Origin of the sequence: Mogibacterium sp. CM50 (genome assembly GCF_000293155.1) — a bacterium.
GTDB lineage: Bacteria > Bacillota > Clostridia > Peptostreptococcales > Anaerovoracaceae > Mogibacterium > Mogibacterium timidum.
Genome location: NZ_ALNL01000044.1, coordinates 159,138 through 175,971, shown reverse-complemented (window position 1 = coordinate 175,971; position 16,834 = coordinate 159,138). Strand labels below are relative to the sequence as shown.

The following is a 16,834-nucleotide window of genomic DNA, read 5'->3' as shown; positions in this document are numbered from 1 at the left end:
TATGTCGGCCTTATTTTTGTATTTGAATGTAGGGGTATAATGTCTAGAAAACGAAAAATTAGAAAACCACGACAACACAATAGAAATGCAACAATATTAGAAGGCAGGCTGGTCAAGAATAAGCGTGGCTTCGGTTTTGTGTGCCCGGAAGATGGTGATGACATTTTTGTCTCCGGCCGTGATATGAACGGGGCGATGAATGGTGATTTTGTGAGAGTCAAGGCGCATGAAAACTTCAGAAAGCGAGGAGCATTTGAAGGGAAAATTATCAAGATTATAGAGCGCAGCTGTCAGGTTGTCGTTGGACACCTTATTATGGAACGTGGTCTGTTATTGATTGAGCCGATTAGCTCTAACGATGATGCGATATCAATTTCAAAGAAAAATATTGGGGCAGCACAAATTGGCGATGTTGTTCAAGCCAAAATTATCAAGTATCCTAAGGCAGGCTACATGGCTGAAGGTAAAGTAAAATCGATAGTTGCCGAAGCCGGTGATGAAGATGAATTTGTGTTAAGTCATATTGCCGATTATGGTATAAACCCCTACTTCTCAGATAAGGTAATAAATGAGGCTGAAGCTGTTGCTAATGGTGTTAAAATTGCTCCCACTTCTTATAGGCAGGATTATCGCAGCATCAAGACGATAACCATCGATGGTGCAGATTCAAGTGATTTCGATGACGCAATTTCAGTATCTAAGCTTGAAAACGGAAATTTTATGTTATTAGTGCACATAGCCGATGTTGCTGAGTATGTACGCGAAGGAACAATTCTTGATATGGAAGCTCTGTCTCGCGGCAATAGCGTGTATTTGCCCGATAGGGTAATTCCTATGCTTCCTGAAAGGCTTTCAAATGGTGAGTGCAGCTTGAATCCGGGAGTGAATAGGTTGACTCTCACAGCTTCAATGGAGATCGATGAAGACGGTCACGTGACAAGCTATGATATAGATGAGTCAATCATAAGATCTGATTATAGACTCATATATGATGATATCTCAGATATTCTTGAGTATCGTGATAGTGCACTTGTTGAAAGATATAGCGATATTTATCCGATGCTTCTCGACGCATTAGAGCTGTTTAAGGTTTTGAACAAGCGACGTAAGAGAGACGGCAGTATAGATTTTGATTTACCGGAGTCTAAGATTATTCTTGACGAAGATGGAAAACCGACTGACATCAAACTTTATGAGCGAAGGGTTGCCAATCGGATGATTGAGGAATTCATGCTTGTAGCTAATAAAACTGTCGCAGAGCATTATTTCTGGGCAAAGGTACCGTTTGTATATCGCGTACATCAAAAGCCTGATGCGCTTAAAATGCAAGAGCTAAGAAGTTTTTTATCTGGATTGGGGATTACAATAAATGGCAAGTCTGATTCTATTAAAACAAAAGAGTTGAGCAACGTGCTGCGCGCCATTGCCGGAAAGCCGGAAGAGCCTCTGGTAAGCAGAGTGATGATTCGGACGATGCAGAAAGCTAATTATTCAACAGAGTGTTTGGGGCATTACGGCTTAGCCTTCAAATACTACTGTCATTTCACATCCCCTATTAGAAGATATGCGGATTTGCTTGTCCACAGAGCTATCAAAGATCAGATACATAAAGGCAAATATATAGGTGTTAAAGGTCATTATATGAATGCGCTTGATGATGTGTGCAAGTATATTTCGGAAACAGAGCGCAATTCAATGGAGCTTGAGCGTAAAATTACGAAATATTATCATATTCTCTACATGCAGGGGCATCTTGGTGAAGAATTCGATGGAATTGTCAGCGGGGTAAGGGCTCATGGCATCTATGTAGAACTGCCTAACACCGTTGAAGGCTTTGTCAGCTTTGACTCGCTAGATGAATATTATATCGTTGATGAGAAGACTTATACTGCTGTGGGAGAGGTAAGCGGCAAGACAATAACACTCGGACAACCTGTCAGAATCAAGGTGTCCGAGGTAGTGCCTGAAGACGGATATATAGATTTTGATATTATCTGATATCAGTATCATTCTTCCAGAAGCCTTTGAAGAATATCAGCAACACTGGGTAAATTTCAAGCCTTCCGGCAAGCATCAAGAACATCATGGTGATCTTGGATGCCGACGTGTAGTTATCCAGTACACCCGGGGTTGCAGTTTGACCAATATATGAACCTGTGTTGGTGAGCATAGCAATCGAGGTATTTAGTGAAGTTCTGAGATCAAGGTTAATAGATAGTGCCAGTGCTCCAAGCAGATAGGTTACTATAAATATTACAATATAAAGGTTGCAGCGCAGCAGTGTGTTGAGCTGGAGTGGAACTCCGGCGTACTTCACCGGTCTTATTGCATTCTTGTGGATATGGTGATAAAGCGTGCTTGTGGATGTCTTGAAGGCTATTATTACGCGAGCGCCCTTAATACCTCCACCGGAAGATATAGCACATGCTCCGATGAACATTTGCATAAGTATAATCGCCACCGATGATGCAGGCCAACTGCCAGTATTCGTAATTTTGTAACCGGCAGTTGAGAAATATGATATTACCTGCATTAAAGTCGTGCAAAAATCTTTGAACACATACATTCCTCTATTGTATGTGAAGAAGAGGATGCAAGTAATAATGATTGAAGTAACCAGGATTCGTACAGTGTGGAGCTTGAGTTCCGGTCCTTTTGCGATATCTCTAAATCTTCTCATAGATATGAGAAGCAAAACAGAGAAGTTAATTGAGCCCAGAAACGCAAACATTGAAATTATTACCTTAATTGCTAGATTATAGCCAATTATATTTCCATTATTTAAATTGACAAGTCCCGACGTGCTGATATTGCTGAGGGATGTAATCAGCGAATCACTGAGATTTAGACCTGCAATGTGTAGGCAACAAAACTGCAGAGCGGTGAGAGTTATATAAATCACGAGAGCTCTACGATAAGTTTTTCTAAATGTCGTGTTGCTCTTAAGAAATCCCGGACCTGCAATCTCAGTAAGTACAAGTGTTCTACCTACAAAATGCCACGTTGGCAGGAAATTAAGAGCCAAAACAATAATTCCTAATCCCCCCATCCAATTGCACGATGCGCGCAGCATCTGTAAGCCGATCGGCATTGCTTCCGCGTCAACAAGCGAGACACCTGTAGTAGTCCACGAGGCCATGGATTCAAACAGAGAGTCAATAATCGATAGATTGAGTCTGCTGAGGTAGAACGGAATAGCGGTGATAAATACCATAGTGAGCCATGTAAAAATTGTTGTCATGAAGCATATTCTAGAATTCATGCGAGTCACATCATAATAGAAAACCTTTTGACCAACATATCCGATAGCTAATGTTGTAACGCAAATTGCTCCTATGTTTATAAATTCGTCATAATCATGATATCTGACGCACAGTAAGACAGCCGGAACAATGAATGCTCCGAATATCATCATTGATGCGAATATCATGTGAAGGACGAATTTCTTTTCTTTGTTAATCATCTGTGCCTCTGCTGTAACTGTAACCTGTTCTTAATCTTACTATACTTATATGATCTATACGTATATCTATACGCGATTTCTGTTCCAATAGTGACGCGAGAACATTATAAGAAATGTGCTCAGCTCCAGTCTTCCGATTATCATTACGAGAGCCAGAATAAATGTCGCAAAATCATTATAGAAATGGAAGTTTTCTATTGGTCCGACCTGTGCAAGTCCGGGTCCTACATTACTTACACATGATAAAACAGCCGTAAAATCGGTAAGCAAATCTGCATTAGATCTGAGTGAAATCAGCATCGTGGCTGCAGCCAGAGTGAAGAAGTATGTGATGATAAAAGATACCATATACATCATCACTTCGCCTGAAATCTTGGTGCCGTTGTATTTTACATCATCGATGACATTATCATGCAATCTGACACGAACCTCACGCTTGATCATTTTAAAAATAGATAGCACTCGGATAAGCTTAATTCCACCTGCAGTCGATGAACTCATTGCGCCTGTAAACATAACCATGATCAGCACCATCTTACAAAATGCCGGCCAGAGATTGAAGTTTCTGGTTGCGTATCCCGTAGTAGATATCATCGTCGAAACTTGGAATGCCGCATCAGTAACCGTTTTTGATATCTGACTGTAGCCGCCCTGCATCATGAGACTTATGCTAATCAGTGTCACAGATACAGCCAGTATACATCCATACAACCTGAGCTCTTCATCGGCAAGCGCAGTTTTGATCTTGTCGAATATCATAGTGAAGAACAGGTTAAAGTTAGTGCCGGCGATTATCATGAATACCGTTATAACCCACGTAATGTAGTAGCTGTGGAAGTGTGCAATACTATCGTTATATGTTGAGAAGCCTCCGGTTGCCATCGTAGCAAATGCGTGGGCAACTGCATCATATAAATTCATTCCTCCTAAAAGCAACAGGGTGGTAAGTGCTATCGTGAGAAGGAAATAGGCGATGTAGAGGCTTCGTGCTGTGTCCGAAAATCTGGAAGTAAGCTTTGTAACCGTAGGTCCCGGTGTTTCGGCACTTGCTACGTTTTGCGCCTTTACCCCTAGATTAGGTACAAGCGCAACCATCAATACTATAATTCCCATGCCTCCAAGCCACTGGGTTTCCGAACGCCAGAACAGCAGGGATTTTGGAAGTGCTTCGACATTTGTCAGTATCGTTGCGCCAGTAGTTGAGAAGCCTGAGCACATTTCGAAAAAAGCGTCGATGATATTTGGAATGGATCCCTGAATGACAAATGGAATTGCAGCAAGGATAGACGACATAATCCATGCGTATGTAACGATAAAGTAACTGTCGGTGTATCTTAACGATTCAGAATGTGTATCCCGTCCAAATACGCCAGAAGCAACGATGCCGAGAGCTATTGATATAGCGAGAGCAATTGTGAACGCAACCGCTGAGGAATATTCTTTGTAAATAAACGCAACGAATAGAGGTAGCATCATGCTACCTCCGATTATAAAGTGTAATTTCCCGATGATATTGATAACTCTTTTACACATGGCACTTACTTAAGAATATTTAGCCTGATATTGGGCTTAAACAACTTTTCCACATATCCGATGTTGGAGATCATGCAGACGATGGTCACACGATCACCCGGTTTTATCCTCGTATTACCGTCAGGGATGATAGTTTCCATTCCGCGGTGTATAGCTGCTATGATTATATAATCCGGCAGCTTCAAATCCTTAAGCGAAACATTTATCATACTCATACCTTCCTGAGCATACACCTCCATAAGCTCTGCCTGACCCTGCAGAAGGACAGATGAGATAACCTTTTTGGCGCCCCTGATCAGCCTGAGAACAGTTGTAGCACTTATGTCCAGGGGATTGAGTACGACATCGATTCCTAGCTTGGAAATCAACTCCGTATAGCTATCGTGGCTTACCTTTGAGATAACATCCTCTATGCCGTGAGTCTTTGCCATGAGAGCTAATAGCAGGTTCTCTTCGTCATAACCGGTTGCAGTTACGAATGCATCCATTTCATCCATGTCTTCTTCGGTGAGGAGTCCTACGTTGGAACCATCTCCGTGAAGAATCATTACATTCTCAAGTCGATTAGCCAAATAATGGCAACGTTCCTTGTCTCTTTCGATGAGCTTGACGAATGCGCCGTATTCCGAAAGTCTGTCGGCAAGATAGTATCCGGTTTTTCCGCCGCCGATAATCATTACCTTTTGGACGGAAGAACGATGTATTTTGGTGTGAACGCGGCTTGCAAGCTCGAAGACATTTTCTTTTTCGCCGATGAGGTAGAGCAGGTCATGAGCTTCTATAACGGTACTTCCATGAGGGATTATCATTTTGCCCTTGCGAGATATGCCGACCATCATCATATCCGGCATGATTGTTCGGAATTCAATCAGTGACTTCCCGATCAGCTGTTGCTTTTTGTCAGCCTCAAATTCAATCAGAGCAATGCTTCTCGATGTGAAAATTCCGTTACTCAAGGTGTATTTTTCAACCAGATACCTGTAGATTTCCGAAGTTATTAACAGGTCAGGATTGATGAGCATGTCAATGTTATAGTGCTCCCTGAGGAAATCATGCTGATTCATGTGTTCGGGTTCACGCACTCTGGCGATAACTCTCTTGCAGCCGAGAATCTTGGCAAAAGAAGCAGCGAGAATATTTGTATCGTCAGAAGTAGTGGTAGCGATAAGAAAGTCGAATGTTTTCACGTCAATCCTGTTGAGAAGTTCGATAGTCTTAGCGTCTCCCAGAACGGTAAATACATCAAACTGTTGTGAAAGAATGTCGAGCTTTTTCTCGTTGTTATCAACAACCGTTATGTCATAATCGCCATCCAACAGAGCTTCAGTAAGCCTGATTCCAAGCTTACCAGCGCCAATAATTGCAATTTTCATTTATTGCCTTCCTGTCTAATAATTATAAAATATAGATAATCCAAGCTTTTCAATATATAATAAACAATTATATATACAGTTTCCGATAGTTCAATAGTGCATTATAATTCAACCTTAGATTATTTGCAATTGGCTGTAGACAATTCGTGAGTATATATTATTTGGTAATTTTTTCAGAGTTAATTTAGAGGTATAAGGTATAAGAGGTATAGATGGGAATTAAAATTATAGGACTTGATCTCGACGGGACGACCCTGGGTACCAATGGCTGCTTGCCGGATTTGAACAAGGTTGCAATTGAACGCGCAATTGCTTGCGGGGTTAATGTTGTAATAGCAACAGGCCGCGTTATAAGCGCTGTGCCTGATGATATCATGAATATCCGTGGTCTTCGATACATTATCTCTTCAAACGGGGCACATGTGCGTGATTTGCAGCTGGACAATGATGTGTATACAAGCTACATTGATCCTAAAGTAATAGGGCGTGTAGTTGATTTAGCTAGGGAAAGAGATCTCCGGTTAGAAGCCTTTCACGGTGGAAGGGCTTACATCGATGCGACGCTATATCACGACATAGATGTAAGAGGTAGCGTGCACAGAAGACGGGAGTATGTGCTCAAAACAAGGAATCCTTTGGATGACATCTTTGAATTTATGCTTGCAAATTCAGAAGAAATTGAAAATATAAATATTTTCTTCGAAGACAAGGATAAGCTTGAAGCTACTCGCATAATTGTAAATGAGTTCGATGATGCCAATATCACGTCATCTGTTCCAAACAATATCGAGATTGGAGGCGTAGGATCCGGCAAGAGCAAGGCTATTTCTGAGCTGCTTAGGATTCTATCGATAGACAGATCCGATTTGCTTTGCTGCGGAGATGCAGCTAACGACATTCCGATGATAGAGCTTGCCGGCGTTGGCGTCGCTATGGAGAACGCATGGGATATTGTAAAGGCACATGCAGATTATGTTACCGACACCAACATTAATGGCGGGGTCGGGAAGGCGATACTGAAGTTCTGCTTCGGTGAAGATGTGTAACGGTTTTTAATCATTTTTAATGCAAATTACTTAAACACAAAACATGCATATAGACCGGGAGCTCACTATTTCCGGCTCTATATGCACTTTTTATGCAAGCATAATGATTCGTCGGCTATTTCATGATACAAATACCTTACAGGTGTATTCACAGATGGTCGTCGGAAGGTGAGTTATGAATTATAACAGAGCTATAGGGAATATAGGGGAAGACATGGCATCGGCGATATTGAAACAGTATGGATATGATGTCATTGATAGAAATTATAGATGTAAACTTGGTGAAATTGATATAATTGCAATTGAAATAAAATCAAGAATTATCAGCTTTATCGAAGTTAAGACAAGAACCGGAAGTACTTATGGTTACCCGGCTCAATCAATATCCGGATCTAAAATCAGGCATATCAGGAATGTTGCCAATATTTTCTTATCCGAACATAAGGAGTTTAATAGCTACAACGTTAGTTTCGATGTCTTCGAGATTGAGACAAGATTCAATACCGATTGCTTCTAGAGGTGAACATGCTTTCGAACATAAAAAGTGGAGTTATCATAGGGATAGACGGTAGGGTTGTAAATATTGAAACGTGCATTACCAATGGACTTCCTAATTTCAATATTGTCGGACTTGCATCAAAATCTGTTGTTGAGTCCAGAGAAAGGATTAAAGCATCGATCATTCAGTCAGGATATGCGTTTCCGCATGGACATATAACGGTCAACCTGTCTCCGGCAAATTTGAGCAAGAAAGGCAGTCACCTGGACCTGCCGATTGCTATTGGCGTATTGGCAAGTCAGATGGTTGTGAATGATATCAAAGCAAGAGAGTATGCGTTGATCGGAGAACTCTCATTAAATGGCAAAGTTATGCCGATTGATGGAGTATTACCGATTGTACTCTCCTTAAAAAAGGCAGGTATAAAAAGAATCATATTGCCTAAGCAAAACACCGTCGAAGCATCCATGGTAGGAGACGTTGCGATTATAGGAGTTGAAAGCTTGGAAGAAACCATTGCCTCGATTAACAATCAGATAACTGAAAGCAATATTCAGAAGTCACGACTGGAAACTGATAACCTCAAATGGTCTCGCATGCCGGATTACAACGAAATTCGTGGACAAGAATACGCAAAACGAGCTCTTGTGATTGCAGCAGCAGGATATCATCCGATGCTTATGATCGGTCCGCCCGGTTGCGGTAAGACTATGCTGGCCAAGAGACTGCCGGGGATACTTCCGGAGCTGTCTAAAGAACAGCTTCTAGAATCAACAGTGGTACATTCAGTGGCAGGTAAGCTCAATAAGGGTCAAAGAATGCTGTCCCATCGACCTTTTAGGTCACCACATCATACTGTAACACGTGCTGCGCTACTTGGCGGTGGGATGCAACCTGTACCCGGAGAGCTGTCTCTTTCCCACAACGGAGTGCTGTTTCTTGATGAACTGTGTGAATTTGATACCTCGCTGATTGAATCGCTTCGACAACCGTTGGAAGAGCACACTATAACTATTTCTCGGCAAGGTGCGACATACGAGTTTCCTTGCGACGCATTGGTTGTTATGTCGGCAAATCCTTGCCCATGTGGATTTCTGGGTTCTGAATCCAAAGAGTGCACTTGTACTATGGCTGAAATTGCGAGATACAGAAGGAAACTCAGCGGTCCTATGTTAGATCGGATTGATATTCAACTCAACATGCACGAAGTGACATATTCTGATCTTGAAGCGGTTAATTTGCAATCTGCCGGAAATCTTTCTACCGTTGAAATGCGTGGGATGGTTAGTTCTGCTAAAAGCTTTTCGATGATGAATGGACGAGGTGACAAGTGCGGAAATATCAGTGACAGCCGTATTCGTGATGCGTGCCGCCTCGGGAGGAATGAAAAAGTATTTCTGGAAAATGCATATAACAAATTAAAGCTTTCTCCAAGGAGTTATATTAGGACGTTAAAGGTAGCAAGGACTATTGCGGACATAGGACAGTCGGAAAGCGTAACCGTAGATCATTTGGCTGAGGCGCTACGCTATAGAAGCAGTGATTTTGAGAATGGAAGGTGATGAACATTCAATGGATGACAAAATTAAGATAATAGATATTGATTCAGATTATTATCCGGACAATCTGCGTATGATACGTAACCCCCCTGAACGTCTTTATTGCATTGGAAATGTGCAGCTACTGAAGAAACGATCGGTTGCAGTAATCGGTTCCAGAAAATACACTTTATACGGCAAGATAGTATCTCAGATGATCGGGAAAGAACTCGCATTAGCAAAAATTCCTGTTATCTCAGGATTAGCATACGGAATTGACAGCTTTTCACATGAAGGGACAGTTTCGGTCGGAGGTGAAGCAATAGCTGTTCTTGGTACCGGTATTGATATAATTTATCCGGTCAGAAATGCCTGGCTATACAAAGCAATCAAGAAACGAGGTGTCATAGTATCTGAATATCCACCGGGAACTTCCGGTTCAAAGTTTACATTTCCACAGAGAAACAGGATTATAAGCGGTCTAGCAGAAGCAGTAGTGGTCGTTGAGGCGGGATTAAATAGCGGATCGCTCCTTACTGCTGAATACGCAAACGAGCAAGGTAAGACCGTTTATGCTGTTCCGGGCAATATAAATAGTCAATTTAGTGTGGGAACTAATAAGCTTATCAAAGACGGTGCAATCCCAATGATCAGCGTTGGGGAGATTGCGGCTGATATTGCAGGATACGAGCATGTTCCAACAAAGATTGAAGAAAAAAGCTTAGGAGGTGATGAGCTGAGAGTATACGATGTTATTCGAAAATGTAACGGCTGCACTATCGATTTCGTTGCACACAATCTCAACATAAACGCAGGAAAAGTCAGTGCTATACTAACAGTGCTCGAGATTAAAGGTGCTATAATTACGTATGGCGGCAAAGTATTTCTTGCAAAATAAAAAAACAGGGTTTATCATGAACTCTAATATTTAATCGTATAGAGGAAAGTTATATACCTGCAATAATGAGTAAGGGGTAAATTAATGCCTAGAACAGCAATCGAAACATCAACGCAGAAGAAAAGCACGACCAAAACAAAAAAGCGTACAACTAGAAAGCGTACTCTGCTTATAGTTGAGTCACCTTCAAAAGCCAAAGTAATTGGCAAATATCTCGGCTCGTCCTATAACGTGTTGGCATCAGTTGGACATGTTAGAGACCTGCCAAAAAGCAGACTTGGAATTGACCTCAGTGATGATTTTGAGCCTGATTACATTAATATAAGGGGGAAGGGTGACAAGATTAAAGAACTTAAGAAAGCCGCTGCCGCTGCATCGCGCGTGCTTCTGGCAACTGATCCCGATCGCGAGGGAGAAGCAATATCTTGGCACTTAGCGTTTTTACTTGACATCGATCCTACGAGCAATTGCAGAATTGTATTCAACGAGATTAACAAGGAGGCTGTTAAGGAGGCGATTAAAGCTCCTAGACCAATAGAGATGGGACTGGTTGATGCTCAGCAGGCAAGACGTATACTCGATAGGCTTGTCGGATATCAGATAAGCCCTTTGCTTTGGCAGAAGGTGAAAAGAGGGCTGTCAGCAGGTCGTGTTCAGTCTGCGGCACTTAAGATGATTTGCGACAGAGAGCGTGAAATCAATTCATTCATACCTGAGGAATATTGGACAATAGCTGCTGACTTTGGTGATAACTTTATCGCAGGCTTGAGCAAGTTTAAGGGTAAGGATATCAGAATTAATACCGGTGAAGAAGCTGATGAAGTGGAGAAGCAGCTTTTAGCCGGAAAATTCATTGTGAAGAGTGTCAAATACGGCAAGAGAAAGCCAAAACCTTATGCTCCGTTTACAACGAGCTCCTTGCAGCAGGATGCATCGATTAAACTGGGGTTTCAGACCAAAAAGACGATGCAGATTGCCCAGCAGTTGTATGAGGGCATTGATGTTAAGGGCATCGGCACTCGAGGCCTGATTACGTATCTGCGTACTGATTCAGTTAGAGTATCCTCGGTTGCCAAGGAATCTGCGGCTGAATACATAACTGCTCATTTTGGGGCTGAATACAGCCACAATAATTCTTTCTCAAATAAGAATAAAGATATTCAGGATGCTCACGAAGCGATAAGACCGGCAGATGTGACACTAGAACCGGAAGATATACGTGACTCGCTGACACCTGACCAGTTTAAACTCTATAATTTAATATGGAATCGCTTTGTTGCCTCCCAAATGTCTCCGGTTGAGTTTGATACAGTTTCTGTTTCCATAGATAATAACGATTATGAGTTTAGAGCAACCGGCTCCAGACTTGTCTTTGATGGCTGGAGAAAGGTATATCCGGTATCCAGTGAGAAGGATATATCCATTCCCGAACTTGGCGATGGAGAAGTGCTATCTTGTGACTCTATTTTGAAGGAGCAGAAGTTCACACAGCCTCCGGCCAGATATACCGAAGCGGGATTAGTTAAAGAGATGGAAGAAAAAAATATTGGACGTCCAAGTACATATGCGGCTATAATTACGACTCTTACCGGCAGGCGGTATGTTACCAGGGAAAAAAAGAACTTAGTTCCTACTCAATTAGGCTTTGATGTGACAGGAATATTATCTCAGTATTTTGGAGACATAGTCGATGTCGAATTTACCGGAGAGCTTGAAAATCATCTCGATCAGGTGGAGCTGCAAAACGAGGCATGGAGAAGTGTTATTAGGGATTTTTACGGGCCCTTTAGCAAAGAACTAAAAATTGCTCAGGAGGAAGTTGAAAAAATTGAGCAAGAAACAGTTCTTAGTGATCAGGTTTGCGAACTATGCGGAAGACCTATGGCGATAAAGGAAAGCAGGTTTGGTAAGTTCCTGGCATGTACCGGCTATCCGGAATGCAAAAATACAAAACCGATCATCAAGGAAATTGGTGTAAAATGCCCAAAATGCGGTAAGCCGATTGTCGAGAAGAGAACCAGACGCGGGGGAAAACTTTTCTATGGTTGCAGCGGATATCCGGATTGTGATATTTCGTTCTGGGATAGACCAACCGGAGAGTTGTGCCCAAAATGCGGCTCGATGCTCATAGAAGGAAAAGGTAAAAAGAAAAAAATAAAATGTTCTAACGATAAGTGTGATTATGTGCACTTTGATCAGGAACAATAGATATAGACAAAACTGGAGGTTAGAATGATACAATTTCATGCAACAACCATATGTGCCGTTAAAAGACCTAATGGCGATATATGCATAGGGGGAGATGGACAAGTTACAATGGGTGAGACAACCATCATGAAAAACGGTGCGAAAAAAGTAAAAAAGATATTTAAGGGTAAAGTCCTTACCGGCTTTGCAGGTTCGGTTGCTGATGCTTTTTCTCTTACTGATAAATTCGAGAACAAGCTGCAGGAGCACGACGGAAATTTAAAGCGTGCTGCAGTTGATTTGGCGCAGTTTTGGAGAAATGATAAGGCTACACGAAGTCTAGAAGCGTTGATGATTGTTGTAGATACGGATGACATGCTTGTGATTTCCGGAAATGGTGAAGTAATTGAACCCGACAAGGATGTGGTAGCTATCGGTTCAGGTGGTAATTATGCATATTCTGCGGCTTCAGCACTTTTTGACAATACAGATTTGGACGCAGAAAGCATCGTGCGTAAATCACTCGAAATCGCTTCCTCGATTTGCGTATATACAAATGATAATATTTCAGTAGAAAAGCTATAGGGGGTTAAAATGAAACAGAACCTTAAGATAATGACTCCTAAGCAAATTGTGGCAGAGTTGGATAAGTATATTATCGGACAATCAGAAGCTAAGAAATCTGTTGCGATTGCACTTCGTAACAGGTATAGAAGAAGCCAGCTCAGTGATGCTATGCGTGAGGAAATCACACCTAAAAACATACTGATGATGGGACCAACCGGTGTTGGAAAGACAGAAATTGCCAGACGTCTTGCCAAGATTATGGAAGCCCCTTTTGTTAAGGTTGAAGCTACGAAGTTTACTGAAGTAGGATATGTCGGACGCGACGTTGATTCTATGGTTAGAGATTTAGTAGAAGCATCAATCAGGATTACCAAGCAGCAGAGAATTAATGAAAAATATGATTTAGCAGATGAAATTGTTGAAGAGAAAATTATTAATGCACTAATTCCCGGAGAAGTTCCCGGAGAATCCGATGACAACGCAAAGAATGTAAATGGCCCTAATCCGTTCGAATTCTTTTTGAATAATTCGAACTATCCAAGCCAGAAGAAGCAGTACGAAGAGCAGCAGACTAACGATAAGCAAAGTACACCTATTCCTGAAGATGTAGCTATGGCAAAAGAGCAGGTTAAAGTACATCTCAGAGAGGGCAAATTGGAAGATCAGTTGATCGATATAGAGGTTGACGACACCCCTAAAACTAATCAGCTGGACATGCAAAATGAAGGTGTGGGAATTGCAATCGGTAATATCTTCGGCGACATGCTGCCTAAGAAAACCAAGCACAAAAAATTAACAGTTAGAGAAGCAAGAAAAGTTTTGCGTGAGCAGGAAGCACAGAATCTGATTGATATGGATCAGGTTGTTGACGATGCCATAGAGAATGCAGAGCAGAATGGAATAATCTTTATAGATGAGATTGATAAAATTGCTTCAGGCAGTTCTATGGCCTCGGGAGCCGATGTTTCTCGAGAGGGAGTACAGAGAGATATTCTACCGATTGTTGAAGGAAGTGTCGTCAACACTAAGCACGGTCCGGTTAAAACCGATCATATGCTCTTTATCGGAGCGGGTGCTTTTCACGTGTCAAAACCTTCGGATTTGATTCCGGAGCTTCAGGGTAGATTTCCTATAAGTGTAGAGTTGAAGAATCTCGATAAAGATGATTTTAAGCAGATATTGACGGCAACTGAAAATGCAGTCACAAAACAACAGAAGGCGCTTCTTGAAACAGAAGGTGTTGAGGTTGAATTTACTGACGATTCGATTGATGAGATTGCTGAAATGGCTTATTTGATGAATGAACAGACCGAAAACATCGGTGCCCGCAGATTATATACCATCCTGGAAAAGCTGCTGGAGGATATATCCTTTGAGTTGCCTGATGATTACATAGATAAGGTTATGATTGACAGGGAACTTGTAAGAAATAAATTCAAGGAGACTGTCAAGGAAGTTGATGTTGACAAGTACATACTATAAATGAAATTATATGAAACTGTATATCGGGAAGCCGAAGCAGAATATTCAATTCAAAAATCTCGCTTTATAGCACATATTTTTCCTGTCGAGACCTACGATGAGGCAAAGGCTTATATATCCTCAGTAAAGTTAAAATACAAGGATGCTACGCACAATGTACCGGTGCTGGTCATTGGAAATAAACAAGAGATGCAATGGTCGAGCGAAGATGGTGAGCCACAGGGGACTGCCGGCGCACCGGTTCTTCGCATGATTGTGGATAGCGGTTTAACCAATCTTGTTATTGTGGTTACAAGATACTTTGGCGGAATAAAACTCGGTACTGGTGGCTTGATGCGCGCATACACAGCGGCAGTCAGGTTAGCTCTTAACGAGGCTAAGCTCTGTGAGGTTAGAGAATCAGTTTCGTTAAAATATGAGATTCCGTATAATCATTTGTCACAAATTGAAAAATTTTCAAAATCAGGGCTTTTCAAGATTGATAAAATAGAGTACACTGATATGGTCACTTTGGAAATAAGTGGCGATAAAGCTCATAGAGAGGAAATTATATCTGTCGTCACAGAGGTTACATCCGGTGTATGTAACCTTGTAGATGAGGAGGCGAGAAAATCAAAAATTGTGATTGACAGCACAGAATAGCTGTGCTAGTATAAGTAACGCAGTTGAGTGAAATTGTAGGCACAAAATTGGAGATTTGAGGTTATAAACTCTAGTGCGACAAACAAATATTATGGACGCTTAGCTCAGCTGGGAGAGCATCTGCCTTACAAGCAGAGGGTCATAGGTTCGAGCCCTATAGCGTCCACCATATTTTGGCCGGGTAGTTCAGTTGGTTAGAATGCCAGCCTGTCACGCTGGAGGTCGACGGTTCGAACCCGTTCCCGGTCGCCAATTTAGTAAATATGCTGATGTGGCTCAACGGTAGAGCAGCTGATTTGTAATCAGCAGGTTGGGGGTTCGATTCCCTCCATCAGCTCCAGCTTTCGAGGGATTCCCGAGTGGCCAAAGGGGGCGGACTGTAAATCCGTTAGCTGTGCTTTCGATGGTTCGAATCCATCTCCCTCGACCAATATATGTGCGGAAGTGGCTCAGGGGTAGAGCATCGCCTTGCCAAGGCGAGGGTCGCGAGTTCGAATCTCGTCTTCCGCTCCATTTTGCGGATGTAGTTCAATGGTAGAACTTCAGCCTTCCAAGCTGATAGCGTGAGTTCGATTCTCATCATCCGCTCCATTTTTTGCTTTTGCGGGTCCATAGCTCAGTTGGATAGAGCAACGGCCTTCTAAGCCGTGTGTCCGGGGTTCGAATCCCTGTGGGCTCACCATTTTTTTAGGAATTAATTTGGTTAAGTAGACGAACTAGAAGTCATGATTTTGGGGTATAGCCAAGTGGTTAAGGCAACGGACTTTGACTCCGTGATTTCGCAGGTTCGAGTCCCGCTACCCCAGCCATTGTGACCCATTAGCTCAGGTGGTAGAGCACTTGACTTTTAATCAAGGTGTCCGGAGTTCGAATCTCCGATGGGTCACCAAATTATTTGCAGCATCCGGAGAGGTGTCCGAGTGGTTTAAGGAGCTGGTCTTGAAAACCAGTGATTCTGAAAGGGACCGTGGGTTCGAATCCCACCCTCTCCGCCAAGGATCATTTTGTCGTAGCTTTTGGAGAAGTACTCAAGAGGCTGAAGAGGACGGTTTGCTAAACCGTTAGGGTTCGTTATTAGGGCCGCATGGGTTCGAATCCCATCTTCTCCGCCATATTAATAAATATACCATAGGGGTATAGCTCAGTTGGTAGAGCAGTGGTCTCCAAAACCACGTGCCGAGGGTTCGAGTCCTTCTGCCCCTGCCAATGTTAACGGGGTGTAGCGCAGCTTGGTAGCGCAACTGGTTTGGGACCAGTGGGCCGCGGGTTCAAATCCTGCCACCCCGACCATTTTTGGGCCATTAGCTCAGTTGGTCAGAGCGTCCGGCTCATAACCGGCAGGTCCTGGGTTCAAGTCCCCGATGGCCCACCATTATTTATTTAGTTTACATGCCCAGATAGCTCAGTTGGTAGAGCAAGGGACTGAAAATCCCTGTGTCCTTGGTTCGATTCCGAGTCTGGGCACCATTATTAAAGGAAGCTTTTCGGCTTCTTTTTGTTTTCTATAAATATTCTATATATTGGCTTATTAATTTTAATTATATTTATATATTGTGTTTTTGTTATCTTTTATTAATTTTGCACTGCCATATTCATATTAAATATT

Annotated in this window: 12 protein-coding genes and 15 tRNA genes; 24 read left to right on the top strand and 3 right to left on the bottom strand. The window is 42.2% G+C overall.

Annotated features, from left to right (window positions below):
• Positions 1–39: 39 nt before the first annotated feature.
• Positions 40–1,998 carry a ribonuclease R gene (gene rnr, locus HMPREF1152_RS08230; protein WP_009644666.1) on the top strand — a complete coding sequence of 653 codons (1,959 nt, stop codon included), beginning with the start codon at positions 40–42 and terminating at the stop codon, positions 1,996–1,998.
• Here rnr and HMPREF1152_RS08225 read toward each other — a convergent pair.
• The 3 genes from HMPREF1152_RS08225 to trkA form a co-directional block, all read right to left on the bottom strand.
• A complete protein-coding gene (locus tag HMPREF1152_RS08225) occupies positions 1,991–3,463 on the bottom strand; it encodes a TrkH family potassium uptake protein (protein WP_009644802.1) in 1,473 nt (490 codons plus the stop codon). The two genes, rnr and HMPREF1152_RS08225, sit on opposite strands and share 8 nt — an antisense overlap.
• A gap of 66 nt (positions 3,464–3,529) precedes the next feature.
• The gene (locus HMPREF1152_RS08220; RefSeq protein WP_009644607.1) at positions 3,530–4,939 is read right to left on the bottom strand and encodes a TrkH family potassium uptake protein; all 1,410 of its coding nucleotides are present in this window, start codon (positions 4,937–4,939) and stop codon (positions 3,530–3,532) included.
• A 62-nt stretch (positions 4,940–5,001) separates the two neighbouring features.
• Complete coding sequence (gene trkA / locus HMPREF1152_RS08215; protein ID WP_009644853.1) at positions 5,002–6,369, bottom strand: Trk system potassium transporter TrkA; 1,368 nt, start codon at positions 6,367–6,369, stop codon at positions 5,002–5,004.
• Positions 6,370–6,581: 212 nt separating this feature from the next.
• On the opposite strand from trkA, the gene HMPREF1152_RS08210 reads away from it, so the two are divergent.
• The 23 genes from HMPREF1152_RS08210 (at position 6,582) to HMPREF1152_RS08100 (ending at position 16,695) form a co-directional block, all read left to right on the top strand.
• A complete protein-coding gene (locus tag HMPREF1152_RS08210) occupies positions 6,582–7,415 on the top strand; it encodes a Cof-type HAD-IIB family hydrolase (RefSeq protein ID WP_009644591.1) in 834 nt (277 codons plus the stop codon).
• 175 nt (positions 7,416–7,590) lie between these two features.
• Positions 7,591–7,932 carry a YraN family protein gene (locus HMPREF1152_RS08205; RefSeq protein WP_009644659.1) on the top strand — a complete coding sequence of 114 codons (342 nt, stop codon included), beginning with the start codon at positions 7,591–7,593 and terminating at the stop codon, positions 7,930–7,932.
• A gap of 8 nt (positions 7,933–7,940) precedes the next feature.
• A complete protein-coding gene (locus tag HMPREF1152_RS08200; RefSeq protein WP_009644718.1) occupies positions 7,941–9,476 on the top strand; it encodes a YifB family Mg chelatase-like AAA ATPase in 1,536 nt (511 codons plus the stop codon).
• 10 nt (positions 9,477–9,486) lie between these two features.
• The gene (dprA, locus tag HMPREF1152_RS08195) at positions 9,487–10,350 is read left to right on the top strand and encodes a DNA-processing protein DprA (protein WP_169731147.1); all 864 of its coding nucleotides are present in this window, start codon (positions 9,487–9,489) and stop codon (positions 10,348–10,350) included.
• An 84-nt stretch (positions 10,351–10,434) separates the two neighbouring features.
• The gene (topA, locus tag HMPREF1152_RS08190) at positions 10,435–12,558 is read left to right on the top strand and encodes a type I DNA topoisomerase (RefSeq protein ID WP_083844360.1); all 2,124 of its coding nucleotides are present in this window, start codon (positions 10,435–10,437) and stop codon (positions 12,556–12,558) included.
• Between the two features lie 24 nt (positions 12,559–12,582).
• Positions 12,583–13,122, top strand: a complete 540-nt coding sequence (hslV, locus tag HMPREF1152_RS08185) for an ATP-dependent protease subunit HslV (RefSeq protein WP_036381036.1) — start codon at positions 12,583–12,585, stop codon at positions 13,120–13,122.
• A gap of 9 nt (positions 13,123–13,131) precedes the next feature.
• On the top strand, positions 13,132–14,586 hold the full coding sequence (gene hslU / locus HMPREF1152_RS08180) for an ATP-dependent protease ATPase subunit HslU (RefSeq protein ID WP_009644761.1): 1,455 nt from the start codon (positions 13,132–13,134) through the stop codon (positions 14,584–14,586).
• The gene (locus tag HMPREF1152_RS08175; protein WP_009644841.1) at positions 14,587–15,228 is read left to right on the top strand and encodes a YigZ family protein; all 642 of its coding nucleotides are present in this window, start codon (positions 14,587–14,589) and stop codon (positions 15,226–15,228) included. It begins immediately after the preceding gene.
• A 93-nt stretch (positions 15,229–15,321) separates the two neighbouring features.
• Positions 15,322–15,397 (top strand) — tRNA-Val (locus HMPREF1152_RS08170).
• 6 nt (positions 15,398–15,403) lie between these two features.
• Positions 15,404–15,480 (top strand) — tRNA-Asp (locus HMPREF1152_RS08165).
• Between the two features lie 13 nt (positions 15,481–15,493).
• Positions 15,494–15,568 (top strand) — tRNA-Thr (locus HMPREF1152_RS08160).
• 5 nt (positions 15,569–15,573) lie between these two features.
• Positions 15,574–15,658: transfer RNA gene (locus tag HMPREF1152_RS08155), tRNA-Tyr, on the top strand.
• A gap of 8 nt (positions 15,659–15,666) precedes the next feature.
• Positions 15,667–15,741: transfer RNA gene (locus HMPREF1152_RS08150), tRNA-Gly, on the top strand.
• Positions 15,742–15,745: 4 nt separating this feature from the next.
• Positions 15,746–15,819: transfer RNA gene (locus HMPREF1152_RS08145), tRNA-Gly, on the top strand.
• Between the two features lie 14 nt (positions 15,820–15,833).
• A tRNA-Arg gene (locus tag HMPREF1152_RS08140) sits at positions 15,834–15,910 on the top strand.
• Between the two features lie 50 nt (positions 15,911–15,960).
• A tRNA-Gln gene (locus tag HMPREF1152_RS08135) sits at positions 15,961–16,037 on the top strand.
• A gap of 4 nt (positions 16,038–16,041) precedes the next feature.
• Positions 16,042–16,117 (top strand) — tRNA-Lys (locus HMPREF1152_RS08130).
• A 17-nt stretch (positions 16,118–16,134) separates the two neighbouring features.
• A tRNA-Ser gene (locus tag HMPREF1152_RS08125) sits at positions 16,135–16,223 on the top strand.
• A 23-nt stretch (positions 16,224–16,246) separates the two neighbouring features.
• A tRNA-Ser gene (locus HMPREF1152_RS08120) sits at positions 16,247–16,340 on the top strand.
• 18 nt (positions 16,341–16,358) lie between these two features.
• A tRNA-Trp gene (locus HMPREF1152_RS08115) sits at positions 16,359–16,434 on the top strand.
• 7 nt (positions 16,435–16,441) lie between these two features.
• A tRNA-Pro gene (locus tag HMPREF1152_RS08110) sits at positions 16,442–16,518 on the top strand.
• Between the two features lie 5 nt (positions 16,519–16,523).
• A tRNA-Ile gene (locus HMPREF1152_RS08105) sits at positions 16,524–16,600 on the top strand.
• Between the two features lie 19 nt (positions 16,601–16,619).
• A tRNA-Phe gene (locus HMPREF1152_RS08100) sits at positions 16,620–16,695 on the top strand.
• The last annotated feature ends 139 nt before the right edge of the window (positions 16,696–16,834 follow it).

Bases quoted from the DNA above. Each gene is read 5' to 3' on its own strand.
- rnr (WP_009644666.1), top strand. From the start codon at position 40: ATGTCTAGAAAACGAAAAATTAGAAAACCACGACAACACAATAGAAAT.
- HMPREF1152_RS08225 (WP_009644802.1), bottom strand. From the start codon at position 3,463: ATGATTAACAAAGAAAAGAAATTCGTCCTTCACATGATATTCGCATCA.
- HMPREF1152_RS08220 (WP_009644607.1), bottom strand. From the start codon at position 4,939: ATGATGCTACCTCTATTCGTTGCGTTTATTTACAAAGAATATTCCTCA.
- trkA (WP_009644853.1), bottom strand. From the start codon at position 6,369: ATGAAAATTGCAATTATTGGCGCTGGTAAGCTTGGAATCAGGCTTACT.
- HMPREF1152_RS08210 (WP_009644591.1), top strand. From the start codon at position 6,582: ATGGGAATTAAAATTATAGGACTTGATCTCGACGGGACGACCCTGGGT.
- HMPREF1152_RS08205 (WP_009644659.1), top strand. From the start codon at position 7,591: ATGAATTATAACAGAGCTATAGGGAATATAGGGGAAGACATGGCATCG.
- HMPREF1152_RS08200 (WP_009644718.1), top strand. From the start codon at position 7,941: ATGCTTTCGAACATAAAAAGTGGAGTTATCATAGGGATAGACGGTAGG.
- dprA (WP_169731147.1), top strand. From the start codon at position 9,487: ATGGATGACAAAATTAAGATAATAGATATTGATTCAGATTATTATCCG.
- topA (WP_083844360.1), top strand. From the start codon at position 10,435: ATGCCTAGAACAGCAATCGAAACATCAACGCAGAAGAAAAGCACGACC.
- hslV (WP_036381036.1), top strand. From the start codon at position 12,583: ATGATACAATTTCATGCAACAACCATATGTGCCGTTAAAAGACCTAAT.
- hslU (WP_009644761.1), top strand. From the start codon at position 13,132: ATGAAACAGAACCTTAAGATAATGACTCCTAAGCAAATTGTGGCAGAG.
- HMPREF1152_RS08175 (WP_009644841.1), top strand. From the start codon at position 14,587: ATGAAATTATATGAAACTGTATATCGGGAAGCCGAAGCAGAATATTCA.